5 protein-coding genes are annotated in these 17080 nt (G+C 48.6%); 1 reads left to right on the forward strand and 4 read right to left on the reverse strand.

Annotation, left to right across the window (positions count from 1 at the left end; translation table 11 throughout):
- Nucleotides 1–51: 51 nt before the first annotated feature.
- The 3 genes from prfB to hpf all read right to left on the reverse strand — a co-directional run bounded on the left by prfB (nucleotide 52) and on the right by hpf (nucleotide 5056).
- Nucleotides 52–1165 (reverse strand): peptide chain release factor 2 gene (prfB, locus tag ACQQ6X_RS13180; RefSeq protein WP_149034496.1). Its coding sequence is split into 2 segments (ribosomal slippage): nucleotides 52–1092 and nucleotides 1094–1165, totalling 1113 coding nucleotides; the frame shifts between segments, so codons are not numbered across the junction.
- Nucleotides 1166–1623: 458 nt separating this feature from the next.
- Nucleotides 1624–4074 carry a preprotein translocase subunit SecA gene (gene secA / locus ACQQ6X_RS13185; RefSeq protein WP_305165707.1) on the reverse strand — a complete coding sequence of 817 codons (2451 nt, stop codon included), beginning with the start codon at nucleotides 4072–4074 and terminating at the stop codon, nucleotides 1624–1626.
- 421 nt (nucleotides 4075–4495) lie between these two features.
- Nucleotides 4496–5056 (reverse strand): ribosome hibernation-promoting factor, HPF/YfiA family, encoded by a 561-nt coding sequence (hpf, locus tag ACQQ6X_RS13190; RefSeq protein WP_064797843.1) that lies wholly within the window; start codon nucleotides 5054–5056, stop codon nucleotides 4496–4498.
- A 439-nt stretch (nucleotides 5057–5495) separates the two neighbouring features.
- Between hpf and ACQQ6X_RS13195 the strand changes: the two genes are divergently transcribed.
- A complete protein-coding gene (locus ACQQ6X_RS13195) occupies nucleotides 5496–16571 on the forward strand; it encodes an adhesin (protein WP_305165708.1) in 11076 nt (3691 codons plus the stop codon).
- Between the two features lie 156 nt (nucleotides 16572–16727).
- On the opposite strand, the gene ACQQ6X_RS13200 is transcribed toward ACQQ6X_RS13195, so the two are convergent.
- Complete coding sequence (locus tag ACQQ6X_RS13200; protein WP_013373372.1) at nucleotides 16728–16925, reverse strand: cold shock domain-containing protein; 198 nt, start codon at nucleotides 16923–16925, stop codon at nucleotides 16728–16730.
- Between the last annotated feature and the right edge of the window lie 155 nt (nucleotides 16926–17080).

The raw sequence follows: 17080 nt of genomic DNA on the forward strand, positions 1-17080 counted from the left end.
TACAGACCGCAGACACATAGACTGCGGTTCTGTAGGAAAACGTACAGGCAATTATTCTGCGTCCAGCTTAATTTGGCTGCGCAGGTAACCATCGATAAACGGATCGAGATCGCCATCCATAACAGCCCCTACATTGCCAGTTTCCACATTGGTACGGTGATCCTTAACCATACTGTATGGATGGAACACGTAGGAACGAATTTGGCTGCCCCATGCAATATCGGACTGTTCACCACGAATTTCGTCCAATTGCTGCTGTTGTTCTTCGATCTTGCGCTCGTAGAGCTTGGAACGGAGCATTGTCATCGCACGTTCACGGTTTTTGATCTGGGAACGTTCATTTTGGCAAGTCACAACAATACCAGTAGGTAAATGCGTAATCCGAACAGCTGAGTCAGTCGTATTAATATGCTGACCCCCTGCGCCGCTGGCCCGGTACGTATCAATTTTAAGATCTTCCGTGCGAATCTCAATATCCACATCATCCGCAATTTCCGGTACTACATCACAAGATACGAACGATGTATGCCGACGACCGGAGGAATCAAATGGTGAGATGCGAACAAGCCGATGCACGCCTTTCTCCGCCTTGAGATAACCATAGGCATTGTAGCCTTTGATCAACAGGGTTACACTCTTAATCCCCGCTTCATCACCTGCCAGGTAATCCAGGGTCTCTACCTTGAAGCCTCGTTTTTCTCCCCAACGTGTATACATACGCAGCAGCATTTGCCCCCAGTCCTGGGACTCAGTACCGCCCGCTCCCGGGTGTAGCTCAAGAATAGCATTAAGCTTGTCATAAGGCTGATTTAAAAGCAGTTGCAGCTCAAATTCCTCCAGCTTGCTCAGCAGGGATCTGATACTGTTTTCAACTTCACCAACCAATGCTTCATCGCCTTCCTCTTCAGCCAGCTCTACCATCATACTTGCGTCTTCATATTCCTGACGCAGCTGCTCATAGCTGTCCACAGAAGACTTCACAGCATTCATTTCCGCAATTACGCCTTGGGCTTTTTCGTTATCATCCCAAAAATCAGGCGCTGCCATCTTTTCTTCAAAGTTCGCGATCATTTCCTGTTTGAGATCTAAGTCAAAGAGACCCCCTAAGGTTTGTTAGTTTCTTGCCTATTTCTCGTAAATCATGTTTTACACTTGGATCAATCATGATGTCATTCTCCTTTTAATATAGGGTTAGGGGGGAGTAAAAGCGTTGTGAGTTACGGCTGGTGGGTAGGCGCTGCGCGAATGATTTGATCTTACGATCGCTGGCGCTTCTCCAGATTCAAATCCTCCGCTTCGCTACCGACGACCGCCGTAAAGTCAAACGACTTTTACATAACTGGCTCTGGTTATGTGAGCCCGATCAATTGCTGAATTCACTGACAAGCAAGCAGGTCCCTGCTTGCTTGTCATAATTGTTTTAAAAGAACTAGAAGAACACAGTCATCGCCATATTCAATCTGACCATAACCTGATCATCTAACAGAAGAACTTTATTAAAACCATCAGTCTCACCCCTGTATGGCACAAAATGGCCGACGGTCAGTGGTTGAACTGCCGCCTGCCATTATATGCATCGCAAGGAATCGTGTATATCAATATCTATCCCTTAATTTCAATCCGTTATTTTCTGCGCGGACGCGAAGGAGCGGATTTCTTTTTAGGGGCCGCAGGTTCGCCACTCGTTGAGATTTTATCTTCATCAACAACAGCCTGACGCTCTTGGTTGGATTCGATTTGTGCTTTCATGATGTATGTCGCAACTTCCTCTTGGATGGTGGCGATCATAGCATGGAACATTTCGAAGCCTTCAAATTGGTATTCACGCAGTGGATCAGTACCACCATAAGCACGCAGGTGAATACCTTGACGTAATTGATCCATAGCATCGATGTGATCCATCCATTTGCTATCAACTGCACGCAGTACGATAACTTTCTCGAACTCACGTACCATTTCTTCGCCGATCATCTCTTCACGGCTGTGGTATCTATCGGTAACTTTCTCGAAGATCATATCGATCATCTCTTCTTTTTCCTTACCCCACAGATCGTCGCGTGAAAGTGCATTTTCCTCAAGCAGATTGTTGTTCATATACTCTGCTACTTCGTCCAGCTCCCAGTTTTCAGGGATATCATCACCACAGTGAGCTTCCACCACACGCTCAATGACAGGCTTGATCATATCGAACACAATTTCCTTGATGTTCTCTGATTCCAGCACTTCACGGCGTTGCTTGTAAATAATAGCACGCTGCTGGTTCATCACGTCATCATATTGCAGAACGACTTTACGCTGATCAAAGTTATTCCCTTCAACACGTTTTTGAGCCGATTCGATAGCACGTGTAATCATACGGCTCTCGATAGGTTGGTCTTCCTCGAAGCCCAAGCGCTCCATCATATTCAGTACGTTGTCTGCACCAAAACGCTTCATTAACTCATCGCCCAACGATAAGTAAAACTGCGTGGAGCCCGGATCACCCTGACGTCCTGCACGTCCGCGAAGCTGATTATCAATACGACGGGATTCGTGACGTTCTGTACCGATGATGTGCAAACCACCGAGTTCTGCAACACCTTCGCCCAGTACGATGTCAGTACCACGTCCAGCCATGTTGGTAGCGATGGTAACCGCGCCAGCTTCCCCTGCACGTGAAATAATCTCAGCTTCTTCGGCATGATACTTGGCGTTAAGTACTTTATGGCGAACGCCTTTACGTTTCAGCATTTCAGAAAGAAGCTCCGAATTTTCAATAGAAACCGTACCTACCAATATCGGCTGGTTCTTTTTGTTGCGTTCCAGAATTTCGTCTACCACAGCATGGAATTTACCCTTCACGCTCTTGTATACCACATCAGGCATATCTACACGCTGGTTAGGCTTATTCGTCGGAATTTGGAGCACTTCCAGGCCATAGATTTTTTTGAATTCTTCTTCTTCAGTTTTTGCTGTACCCGTCATCCCCGCCAATTTGCGGTACATACGGAAGTAGTTTTGGAAGGTGATCGTCGCCAGTGTCATGCTTTCGTTTTGAACAATGATGTTTTCCTTCGCTTCAATAGCTTGGTGCAAACCATCACTGTAACGACGTCCAGCCATCAGACGACCTGTGAACTCATCGACAATCAGGACTTCACCGTCAGCCACGACATAGTCGACATCCAAACGCATAATAGCGTTCGCCTTCAAGGCTTGTACGATGTGGTGATTGATTGTAACACTTTCCTGATCGTACAGGTTTTCGAGGCCAAAGAAATTCTCAGCCTTGGATACGCCGTTCTCGGTCAAAGCAACTGACTTCACCTTAATATCCAGCGTGTAATCTTCATCAACATTCAGGCTCTTTACAAAACGATCAGCCGCGAAATACAACTCCGTCGATTTCTGAGCTTGTCCTGAAATGATCAATGGTGTACGAGCTTCATCGACGAGGATGGAATCCACTTCATCAATGATACAGAAGTACAACGGACGCTGTACCATTTGTTCTTTGTAAAGCACCATATTATCGCGCAGATAATCGAACCCGAATTCATTGTTTGTACCATACGTAATATCACAAGCATAAGCTTCCTGTTTGGCAGCATGATCCATATTCGCTAAGTTCAGCCCTACGGTCATCCCCAGGAAATTATAAATCTGTCCCATTTCTCCGCTGTCACGTTGTGCCAAGTAGTCATTGACTGTAACCACGTGTACACCTTTGCCCAACAGAGCGTTCAAATAAACCGGCAGTGTTCCTACCAGCGTTTTACCTTCACCGGTTTTCATTTCGGCGATTTTTCCTTCGTGCAACGCAATACCGCCGAGCATCTGTACATCATAATGGCGTTTGCCCAGCACTCGCTTGGACGCTTCACGAACCGTTGCAAATGCTTCTGGCAGAATTTCTTCAGCCGTAGCCCCTTGTTCAATCCGCTCTCTAAACTCCGCCGTCTTTGCTTTTAGCTCCTCATCCGAGAGCTTTTCAAAATCAGGCTCTATTTTATTGATCAGTTCAACCGTCTTCATCAAACGTTTGACATCACGTTCATTTGTATCACCAAAAATTTTCTTGACAATTCCTAGCATGGTTTACCCCTTTCGCGCAAAACAATTAATAGAATCAATTTCACAATAAGAAAGGGTCCATGATGAAATTGATTCCCGATATGTTTGACAGGCCCGGCTGTACCAGCCCATCGTGCGATGTTCTTTGCATAAATTGTAACAGTTTGTAGGACATGCCGCAACACAAGCAGCCTCTAGATTTGCATTCGGTTAAAGATACCAAAACAATTGACGCACGAAATACACAATTGGTTACACTTAATCAACTTGAAATTTCCATTTCCATTTTCATTTACATTTACAAAAAACACATAAAAGAGCCCTATCCCGCCAGGTTCGCAAGGATAAGGCTCGTGTTATTATCATTTTCCTGATATCCATGAAGCATGCTTCAATCAAACGTTCTATTCATTTTAAATGTAATAAGTTCCTGCTGTACAGACTATTCTCGTTCAATCAGACCGTATTTCCCATCATTGCGTTTGTAAACTACGTTAACTTCTTCGTTATCAATGTTAGCAAATACGAAGAAATTATGTCCAATCATGTTCATTTGCAGAATAGCTTCTTCCACATCCATAGGTTTCAATAAGAAACGCTTGGTGCGGACGACTTCCAGCTCATCCAATTCTGCATCCTCATCTTCAGCAACAGCTACCCCACCAGCCGGATCTTCCACAAAAAGGGTTTTCAAACTGCCTTCCTGCCGGAATTTTCGATTTAGCTTGGTTTTGTGCTTGCGAATTTGCCGTTCTAGCTTGTCTACCACGGCATCAATGGACGCATACATGTCATCGCTTTCGTCTTCGGCGCGGAGTACAAGCCCCGGCAAAGGAATGGTTACTTCTACAGTGTGCAAATCTCTGGTTGTGCTTAACGTTACACTTCCATCAGAAGTCGGGGGTGCATCGAAATACTTTTCAAGTCTGCTGAATTTCTTATCAACGTAGTCCTTCAAAGCGTCGGTAACCTCGATCTGTTGACCTCGTACTGTTAAGTTCATAAGGCACGCCTCCTTTGCCCCTTCAGTATAACACATATGTTAACGCCAAGTAAAAAAGGAGATCAGCATTTCGAAGTTTTTTTACAAATTTCATCATAGTTTGACAAAAACCTCCCCATAACGCCCCTCCTCTGAAAAAGGTCATGTTTAAATTTAGCTCGCATACACATGTGAATAATGAAGAAATACTTAAAAAACGATACTCCGCTGGCTGCCGTGACAAACCCACTATTTCGAGTTCATGCTATGTATTTCATCGACTGGGGAGGGGGTCATTTATCAGACTGAATCCGGTATAGAACCTATGCTAAAAGCAAGACCTGACTATCATGCAGGCAATTTATACGAAAGGATCATTACACCCAGCCCAGCTGGCTCTTCCCCTGCAAGAATCCTAAGACAGCTAATTGGGGAGAGATGGAAAGTAGGAAGTTAATCCATGGCTTTTATTCAGCGTTATGCAACGAACCAGACCGGGGCTATTACCTTTATAGGAAATACACTCGGGCTGGCACGTTCTGCTTCGGCGGGGGTGCCAGGTACAGTGACCAGCATAGGAGCTTTCATCACAACTAATACAGCCTCTCGCTTTGGCACGTATCCATTCGGCACGACTTCTTCCTTTGCCAGTAATTCATCGACGGCATTTCTTGTGCTCCCTGCAGGCAGTACAGTGCTATATGCTGAGCTTATTTGGGGAGGAAGCTATGCCAATGGCAGTACCAATGTACTGTCCAGCGCCAGCAACCCGATCACATTTCAGACGCCTGCTTTATCTACTACAGTTAGCCCTGAATCTGCAACATCAGTCAACATTACCAGTCTCAGTACCTATGTAAGAACCGCAAATGTAACGAATCTGGTCATTCAAGGCGGCGCAGGGGCGTACACAGTTGGGAATGTGACGGGCACCATCACGGTTCCCGATTCTACCAATACCAACCACGCTGGATGGACGCTGGCAGTGGTGTACAATAACCCGTCTCTCCCCTTCCGTAATCTATCGTTGCGTGTAGGTGGTGAAGGGGTCAGCAGCGCTACTGGCTCAGTCAACGTGGTAGTAAGCGGGTTTGCCACACCTGTACAGGGGACTTTGCGCGGCAGAGCGTTAATTAGCGCCCAAGAGGGTGACGTGGATATCACCGGGGATCGTGCGTTGTTTGGACCTACCACGTCCAATTTGACTGCGCTGTCTGGGCCCAACAATTTCTCGACTAACTTTTTTGCGTCTCAAATTAACGGGGATGACGGTACATTGGTCACGACGGGAACCTTCGGTACCACGAATGCCGTGAATGGGACACCTGGGACGCAGGTCACGGGGGGACGGCAAGGTTGGGACATTACCAACGTCGATATCTCTTCTACACTGCTAAACAGCCAAACCAGTGGTGTCCTTCAACTAACCACAAATGGCGATATTTATATCGTTAATGCCAACGCCATTCAAATTGATATCAATGCTCCGCTGGTGACCCTGACTAAAACGGCCAGCTCTACAGGGTTGGTTATTGGCGATACAGTGACTTACACAGTTAGTATTTCAAATACAGGGCTCGTTAGCGCCTCTGACACCGTGCTTACGGACACCATACCTGCAGGGGCTACCTTTGTCCCCGGCAGTGTTATTGTCGCGGGCACAGCCCAGCCTACAGCCAATCCTGCGACAGGCATTACAGTGGGCAGTGTAGCTCCTTCAAGCACGGTAACCATTTCCTTTCGGGCAACGGTCACTTCCTTGCCAGCCAATGCGCAACTAGGCAATCAGGCATCGGCATCCTTTTCTTTTCAGACCGTTCCAGGCGGTCCTGTCATTTCTGGTAATGTTCCGTCCAACACTGCAAGTACGCCGATCTATCAGCCCATCATTAGGATGGTCAAAAGTGCCAATACAACCGCTGCTACCGTTGGGGACACCATTACGTACACGTTCCAGATATCAAACACAGGCAGCATCGCTGCCAATCTCAACTTTACTGAGAGCATCCCAGCGGGCTCATCCTTTGTTCCAGGCAGTGTGACTATTGGCGGTTCTTCCGTACCTACTGCCAATCCCGCTACTGGCTTTTCGGTAGGCACGATTAATTCGGGGGCTACTATACCAGTAACCTTCCAGACCCTCGTTAATACCGTTCCCGCCTCTAGTAATTTAACCGATCAGGCGACTTACACATATACCTTTACACCGCCTGACGGACGTGTATTGAACGGAAACGGGACGTCCAACACGCTCACCATCCCTGTATCCTCGCCAAATGTGACAGTGACCAAGGCCTCTTCTCTGGCGGCTGTCGCTGTTGGAGAAACCATTCAGTTTACGATAACAGCTACCAATAATGGAATTGAAAATGTGACTAATGTAGTGGTCACTGATCCGCTGTCAGGCGGAGTTGCCTTTGTACCCAGCAGTGTCACCGTAAACGGAACACCAGCTACGACAGTTACGCCTGTCAACGGGATTCCCATTGGCACTTTGGCTCCAGGCGCTTCGGTAACGGTTGTATTTCGAGCAGCCGTTAATTCATTGCCTTCCCCAGCGCAAATCAACAATCGCGCAACCGTCAGCTTTACCTCCGGTGCCTTTACCGGATCATCTTTGTCCAATCTCGTAACCATACCTGTCGTGATTGCAGCACCAACAGTTACCAAAAGCGCAAGCTCCAACCGTGCCAGCGTCGGTGGAACGATTACTTATTCATTTCTCATCGCCAATACCGGTACAGCCGTGTTGAACACGACCTTGACGGAAACCGTACCCGCAGGCTCCACCTTTATTCCAGGCAGCGTCATTGTCGGCGGATCTTCAGTTCCGAGTGCCAATCCCAATACCGGTATTACAGTAGGCACTGTAAATCCTGGAGCACAAATTACCGTTTCATTTCGCACCACCGTAGACTCGCTACCACCTGGAGGCGGATTAAACGATCAGGGACTACTTCAATATACGTATCAGTTGCAAGACGGGAGGATTCTCTCCGGCTCGTTCCTGTCTAATATTGTTACTGTATCTATTTCTCTACCTAGCGTAGCGGTAACTAAATCTGCGGGATTTACATCCGTTAGTGTAGGTGAAACACTGACCTACAGCGTGAACACAGTCAACAACGGGATTGATCCGATCACCAACACCGTCATTACCGATCCGCTTCCCGGCAGCGTCTCATTTGTACCTGGCAGCGTAATCGTTGGCGGCTCACCTGTGAGCACAGCGGATCCAAGAAGCGGCATTCCAGTCGGCAGCATTGGTGCAGGCGCATCTGTTCTAGTGTCCTATGCTGTGCAAGTCAATGCCGTCCCATCTGTACAGCCGCTGCAAAACACAGCCAGTGTCAGTTTCACCAGCGGTAATTTTACAGGGACATCCCAGACGAATACCGTGGCTGTGCCCGTTTATCAACCGCGCATCAGCATCGCCAAATCTGCAAATACAACAGCGGCTACAGTCGGCGATACGATTTTATACACCTTATTGGTCACCAACAGCGGCAACTATAATGCTTCTGTAACACTGACCGATGCCATCCCTACTGGATCTACATTTATAGAGAACAGTGTGATCATCAATGGTGTTAGTCAGCCTGGGGCCAGTCCGGCAGCAGGTATTTTCATCGGAACTGTGTCACCGCAGAGTCCGATCACATTAACTTTCCAAACTGTAGTGGCTTCTCTTCCCACACCATCTGTGCTGACAGACCAGGCTACTGCTGCTATTTCCTTTACCTTGCCTGATGGGCGGGTACGAACAGGAAGCACATCGTCTAACGCTTTATCTATTCCTGTGTCAGCGCCAAATGTGTCTATTTCAAAGACTACAGACCGAACCACCGCCATTCCAGGCGACTCGGTACTATACACACTGACTGTACTCAACAAAGGCATTCAGGCAGTGAACAACGTAGTCGTTTCCGATCCGATCCCAGCCGGCTCCCAATTCACTGCGGGCAGCGTAACACTGAATGGCATCGCAGTGGCCAGCGGTGATCCGGCATTAGGCATCACGGTTGGAAATATTCCCCCAGGAGGAGGGGCTACGATCACGTTCAGGGTCACGGTATCTTCTCCATTGCCGAGTCCACCGCAGCTCAACAATCAAGCACGTGTCAGCTATACCAGCGGCGCCTTTTCAGGTGTCTCAGTTTCTAATCCGGTGACGGTGGCCGTCAATAGCCCAGTGCTAACTGTAAGTAAAACTGCTGCCCCCATACGGGCAACGGTTGGTGATGTCGTAACATATTCCGTGGCCGTAGCCAACAACGGCAATATAGCTGCTACTGCCACATTGACAGACAATATCCCCGCAGGCTCGGCGCTGGTGCCGAACAGCGTGGTCGTCAACGGTACTCCTGCTCCGGGCGCCAGTCCCGCAACAGGCCTGTCTATTGGCTCCATTGCACCCGGAGCTACGACTCAAACAACTTTTCAGGTGGTGATTACTTCCGTGCCTATACCTCCCCAACTCACCGACCAGGCGAATATCAGCTTTTCCTTTCAACCGCCGGATGGCCGGATTGTTAACGGCAATGTTTCATCCAATATTGTCACAGTTCCTGTCTCTTCGCCCAATGTGCAGGTCAGTAAAAGCGCCTCGGCAACTGATGCTGTCCCCGGTGACACGATAACCTATACCATTACAGCTACCAATAGTGGCATCGAAATTGTAACTGCTGTTCGTGTGACTGATACTATTCCGACAGGCTCCTCTTTTGTTCCGGGCTCCGTTACCGTAAATGGAACAACGCTGCCTTCAGCCAGCCCTTTGACAGGGATTCCTATCGGTTCGATCGCTGCTGGGGCTTCAGCAACTGTCACCTTTTCCGTGTCTGTTAACAGCCTGCCTACTCCACCGCAACTGAGCGACCAGGCAACGGTTTCCTTTACCAGCGGCACACTGAATTTCGTATCGCTCTCCAACACCGTGGTCGTCCCTGTTTACCAACCTATTCTCAATCTCGTTAAGACTGCTAACACGAGTCAAGCAACCGTAGGCGATACCGTAGTCTATACTCTGACCGCCCAAAATACAGGTAATTTAGCAGCAACAGCTACCTTTACCGATGCCATTCCATCAGGTTCCTCCTTTATACCCAACAGTGTCACTGTAAATGGTTTGCCTGTTGCTGGAGCTAATCCCCAAACAGGTGTCGCTGTCGGAAACATTGCTGCAGGGGCCTCGGTCGCTCTAACCTTTCAAGTGGTGATTAATGCTGTCCCTACGGGCTTAGGTCTGTTAAATCAGGGCTCGACCACATTCACTTTCCAGCCGCCTGACGGCCGAACATTAAACGGAAGCGTCCAATCCAATCCGGTGTTTATTCCCGTATCCAATCCAGATGTCACGGTGACCAAAACAGTCAATCAGACTTCTGTAGCCTTTGGAGATACCATTACGTACACCATTACCGCAGCAAACGGAGGCATTGAACCTGTAACACGAACGGTCTTTATCGATCCGATTGCTGACGGCACTACTTTTGTACCTAACTCTGTACAAGTCAATGGTGTCACTATACCAGGAGCCAATATCGCCACAGGCGTGTCTGTAGGCACTGTCCCCGCTGCCAGCTCGGCAACGGTCACCTTCCAGGCCACAGTAACATCCTTACCAGTATCAGGTTTATCCACGGATCAGGCAACGGTCTCCTTTAATTCCGGGGCTTTCGCAGGTCAATCCGTCTCGAATCAAGTCAGACTGCCTGTATTTCAGCCCATTTTAAATGTGACCAATACTCTGAGCGCAGATCGTGCAACCGTAGGGAATACACTTGGTTTTGTCATCACGATCACGAATACAGGCAATGCACCTGCACAAACAGTCGTACTTGATCTGTTATCCAGTTCGCTGAGCCTGAATCAAAACAGCGTGTTGGTCAACGGTGCGCCCATTCCTGGAGCGAACCCGATTATAGGCATTAATATCGGCTCGGTCGCCCCAGGTGCAACGGTAACCGTCTCATTTAGCGCCGTGGTTATATCGGTACCACCTGGCTCCATATTAACCAATCAAGCCAATGTGAACTACACGTTCCAACTGCCGGATGGACGAACGTTGACCGGCAGTGGTGCCGCCTTGCCCGTATCCATTCCGATCTCATCACCGAATGTTACAGTAACGAAGGCTGCTGATGTGAATGTCGCTGTTGTGGGGGATTCTGTTCCGTATGTCATAACTGCGTTCAATAACGGACTCGATCCGGTGACTAGCGTAATTGTCACAGATACCATACCTTTCGGGACCGCCTTTGTACCGGGCAGCGTTACCATCAACGGCACTCCTGCTGTTACAGCCAACCCGCAAACCGGTATTCCTGTCGGGACGCTTGGAGCCGGCGGCGGAGCCACCATTCGCTTTTTACTTAATGTACAATCACTACCGTCACCAGCGTCCATTACCAATGAGGCGACCGTCAGCTTTACCTCAGGTGCATTTAATGGATTTTCTGTATCCACCCCCGTTACCATCCCTGTGTATCAACCGATCATCACTGTAGCAAAAAGCGCAGGAACGGGAAGAGCTACGGTTGGAGATACTGTAACCTACACCATTTCTGTCACAAATTCCGGGAATATTGGCGCGGATACCGTCCTTACCGATCCGATTCCAGCCGGGGCTGCCTTTATCCCTAATAGCGTAGTGATCAACGGTACCGCTGCACCTGGTTCAGATCCAACCGTTGGGATTCCCTTAGGTATTGTAGGAGCTGCTACGACCGTTTCGCTCACCTTCCAGGCAGTGATTATTTCGCTGCCCGCATCGGGTACGCTGATCAATCAGGCGACCGCTGCTTACAGCTATCAGCCACCAGATGGCCGTGTCCTGACCGGAAGTGCAGTATCCCCGGCCGTGACCGTCTCCGTCTCTTCGCCGGACGTGGACGTGACCAAAACAGCCTCAGCTACCGATGCCGTAGTCGGAGACACTATTACTTATACCGTGATTGCTACGAATAACGGGATCAGCCCCGTCGTCAACGCCGTCGTATCTGATCCGCTACCGCCCGGCACCAGCTTTGTTCCTGGCAGTGTGACCGTGAACGGCACATCTGTACCTACTGCATCGCCAAGCTCAGGTATCCCTGTAGGCACCATTGCAGTAGGTGGATCGGCAACCGTTACATTCCAATTCTCCGTCGTCAGCCTGCCTCAGCCGCCGCAAATAACCAATCAGGCGACCGTCAGCTTTACTTCAGGCGCGTTGACCTCATCTTCGCAATCCGATCCGGTCACCTTGCCTATTTATCAGCCGATCATCGGCCTGACTAAAACCGCTAATACCATGAATACACAGATCGGATCGACATTGGTCTACACCTTGACGCTAACCAATACTGGAAATATCGCCGTTTTACCAGTTCTCTCGGATAACATTCCTGCAAGTTCTGAACTATTGCCTAACAGCGTAGTCGTTAACGGCATCCTTGTGCCGGGAGCTTCGCCAGTTACAGGCATAACACTCGGATCACTGGCTCCTTCAGGCAGTATCACAGTAAGCTTCCAAACCATCGTCTCATCTCTGCCAACTCCGCCTATATTGACCGACCAAGGACAAGTGAACTTTACGTACTCCCCACCGGATGGTAGAGTGTTGAGCGGTTCTGTCACATCCAATGCAGTTAATGTTGCTGTGTCTGCACCTAATATCCAGGTAACTAAAACATCCAGTCTGGCAGCCGCTGTAGTCGGAGATACGATCAGATATACACTGAGCATCACGAATAGCGGTGTAGATTCCGTCTCAGATACCGTTGTAACCGATACAATCCCAGCAGGTACTTCCTTCGTTCCGGGTAGTGTCCTTATCGATGGTGTACCTTTCCCTAACGCCTCGCCAATTGCTGGAATTGCCATTGGAAACGTCGCAGCTGGAAATACATTTATCGTGAGTTTCCAAACGTCTGTCCAAAGCTTGCCGCAGCCACCACTGCTCACGGATATTGCATCCGTTACATTTACCAGCGGAGCATTCGCCGGTACTGCCTTTTCCGACCCACTCATCGTCCCCGTATTCCAGCCGTTAATTACACTTACTAAAGCATCCAGCACTCTTAATGCCTCCGTTGGCGATACACTAACCTATACGATTACAGCTGTGAATAATGGCAATATTGCAGCTGCTCTTACGATCAGTGATAATATTCCCGCCGGATCAGTATTTCTTGCCAACAGTGTCAGCATCGCTGGCAGTCCGCAACCTGGTGTATCTATCGAAACTGGCGTTCCGGTTGGATCCGTACTGCCAGGCGGAACGGTATCCGTCACCTTCCAAACCGTTATCAATGCCCTGCCAAATCCACAGGTGCTGGTCGATCAAGCATCAGGCTCATTCACCTTCCAGCCGCCGGATGGCAGAACCGTATCAGGATCAGCTGTATCCAACAGACTCAGTATCTCTGTGTCGTCACCAGATGTGAGCATTGTTAAAGGAACAGCAGCTACAGACGCCATTGTTGGTGATATCATCACCTATACCCTGGCCGTCTCCAATAATGGAATCAGTACCGCCGATAATATAGTGGTTTCAGATATCATTGCAGCAGGAAGCTCCTTTGTGAACGGCAGTGTTACTATAAACGGGAACTCCTTCCCCGATGGAAATCCGGGATTTGGCATTGCCATCGGTACGCTCGCTCCCGGAGCCGTTACTACCGTTACATTCCAGGTTCGAGTCAATTTCCTGCCCACACCTGCACAATTAACCAATCAGGCATCAGTTAGCTTTACCAGCGGGGCATTTACTGGCAGCTCATCCTCTAATGTGGTAACTATTCCAGTCTTCCAGCCAATCCTGACAGCTGTCAAAACAAGCAATACCAATAATGCCACCATAGGTGACATCATCACCTACACAGTTGTCGTCTCCAACACCGGAAACATTGCTGCCTCGACTACGGTAAGTGACAATATTCCAGACGGCTCTGTATTCCTTCCAAATACAGTATCGATTAACGGCATCACTGCTCCTGGTGCAAGCCCGGTTTCCGGCATTCCGACTCCAGCCATAGCACCAGGGCAATCGGCAACCGTCACTTTCCAAGTGCTGGTATCCTCCATCCCTACAGCTATACTGCTGGTTGATCAGGCTGAGGTAGGCTATCGCTTTAATGCTCCAGATGGCCGGGAGGCTGGCGGGTTCCATTTATCCAACATCGTTGAAGTTGCCGTGTCACCGCTAGACATCACCTTAAGTAAAAGCGTAAGCTCGCCTTTTGCCACGACTGACGATATCCTGACGTATGAACTCGTGATTCTTAACGAGGACGCAGGCACCGTGCAAAATGCCCGTTTAGTGGATACGTTACCAGAGGATATCGAGTTTATTACAGATACAGTTCAGATTAACGGGTCTACAATGGCCGGAATCAATCCTGGTGACGGCATACCGTTGCCTCCATTAGAAGCGAATACCAAGACCTTTATATCCTTTGAAGTCCGTATCGCTGCCACAGAACAGCCGGGACCGCGTACCAACCAGGCCCGCTTGTTACTTACGAATGGTGAAGAAGCAAGTGCTATTTTGTCCAATCCTGTAACGGTTGCTATACTCCAGCCTGTAGTGAGCCTTGAAAAATCAACCAATACAGAGAGCGCACAGCCAGGTCAAAGCGTCACCTATTCCATCATCGCAGAGAACATCGGAAATACGGGCGCCTTTGGCTTGTTGACAGACTTCTTGCCACCTGATCTTTCCTTTGTTCCCGGCTCTGTTTCAGTTAATGGAGTGGCTCAATATGGTGTCAGTCCAGAACAGGGTATTGTTCTAGGCGTCATTGCACCTGGAGAAAGAACGATTACCGTCTTCTCCGCACTTGTCGTTCGTATCCCTGAGTCGGGCTTACTGGAGAATCAAGCTTCGCTGACTTACTCCTACCAGTTGCCAGATGGACGGAGCCTAGATCAGGAGAGCACTTCGCCTTCTGTCTCGATTAAAGTAGCCACTACCGATCCAGAAGGCCTGTCAGCGGTGCTGCGCACAACGATATCTACTGTCGCACTGGGCGATGCGGTGCCTTACCAGTTGACTATTGTTAATGATGGAGGTTCTGTCGTTACCGATATAGTATTAGCCGATTACGTACCAAGTGGCACCATCATAAGCCCGGATAGCTTGAAAATTAATGGTATTCCACCTGTTTCTAGCAAGTCGGGCGAACCCCTCTTTATCGGCAGCTTACAGGCAGGACAGAACATTGACGTGACCTACACCGTAAATGTTCAATCTCTGCCGGTCGGAGGACGTCTAAATAATCACGTGCGCCTTCAATATGCCGATAGCGACGGTGCGAGCGAGATCACCAGCAATACCGTGACTGTAGCTGTTTTCGATCCGCAGCTTGCCACAAACATCTCCATAGACAACAAGGAGGCCCAAGCAGGAGAAAACCTGACCTACACGGTACTACTTAATAACTTTGGCAACATTGCTTCAGAAGTTATTCTGCAAAATTTCATTCCTGCCGGAACCCTATACATTCCTGGCAGTATCCAATTGAACGGTCAATCATTGACAGGGGCCGATCCTGCCGCCGGAGTTAGTCTTGGGTCTGTGGAACCCGATCAGTCATTGACCCTGACTTACCAAGTAACAGTATCCGAGGCACCTTCTACTGGCTACATCGTGAATCAAGCTGCCTTTACCTACTCATTTACATTACCTGGAGGAAGAATCGTACCAGGCACATTAACTACCAATACCGTCACGATCCCAGTGGTATTCCCACTGCTCGAATTAGTGAAACAGGTGAACACCCATGATGCTTCTATAGGAGACACACTTACCTTCACCATACAGATTACAAATAAAGGAGGAATCTCGGCGCAGTATCCGTTGTTCACCGACCCGTTGCCGCATGGACTTGTTTATGTGCCCAACAGCCTGACGATCCAAGATGAAGCACAGCCAGGCGCTAATCCTGGCACTGGTATCACACTCCCGGATATTGCACCAGGGGAGACGCTTACACTTACGCTCCAGGCCCAAATTCGTGAAGCACCTGCAGATGGAATATTCAGCAACCAGGCCACCATCGAATATACCTCACGTCGTACTGATGGAGAGACCTTGAAGGAAACCATTCAAACCAACACCGTAGAGTTGACTGTCATCGCAGCTATTCCTAAACTTACACTTAGTTCTAGCGCTTTACGTGTCGCACAAGAAGATACCTTGTCCTTTACCCTTCAGGTGGAAAACATCGGCAATACCCCAATGGAGGAACTATTGCTCACAGCACCATTCTCAGCCGAAGATTTCCTTGTACTGAGAACCGTCACCGTGAACTCAGTGCCGCTTCCGCATCCTAATTTGCTCCAAGGTATCCCACTAGGGCAGCTTGATCCAGACCACAAAGCCGTCATCGTCTTCTCCTTCGATATCGAATCTGCACTGCGCGCGTATCTGATCGCCCAGGCCATCCTGCGCTATCAATTCCGTTATCCAGATGGACGCGTAGAGAAACAATCCGCCTCCTCCAATACCATTTTTGTGGAGATGGCTGACTTTGATGGTTCTCTAGAGTAAATGCTCTGTTACTGAGCTCCTTACCATTAGGTAAGGGGCTTTTTTATGTATCTAGTAAATATAAAAAAGCCCTGGAATATATTCCAGGGCAGTGCTAGCGCGTTATCCATTGCTAACCATCTTACCAATTATGTAGGTCGGCTATGCCGGGGATGATTATAATTTGGTTACGTTAGCGGCTTGTGGTCCACGTGCGCCTTCGACGATGTCGAACTCCACGTCTTGTCCTTCTTCAAGTGTTTTGAAGCCTTCTGTTTGAATTGCGGAAAAATGTACAAATACGTCGCCGCCGTCAGCTGTTTCGATGAAACCATAACCTTTTTCTGCGTTAAACCATTTTACTTTACCTTGCATGCACTAACATTCCCTTCGTCATCAAATGAAGTGAAGCTCTCGCCCACATTTTTGACTATACCACCCAAAGTTATCCATTGTCAATTGGAATTGATAATGTTTTCATACATAGTTATTCCAATTTTATATTGACAAAGCATTCTATTCCTATAGAT

The organism is Paenibacillus ottowii, from assembly GCF_050516475.1.
In the GTDB taxonomy this organism is placed as follows: domain Bacteria; phylum Bacillota; class Bacilli; order Paenibacillales; family Paenibacillaceae; genus Paenibacillus; species Paenibacillus ottowii.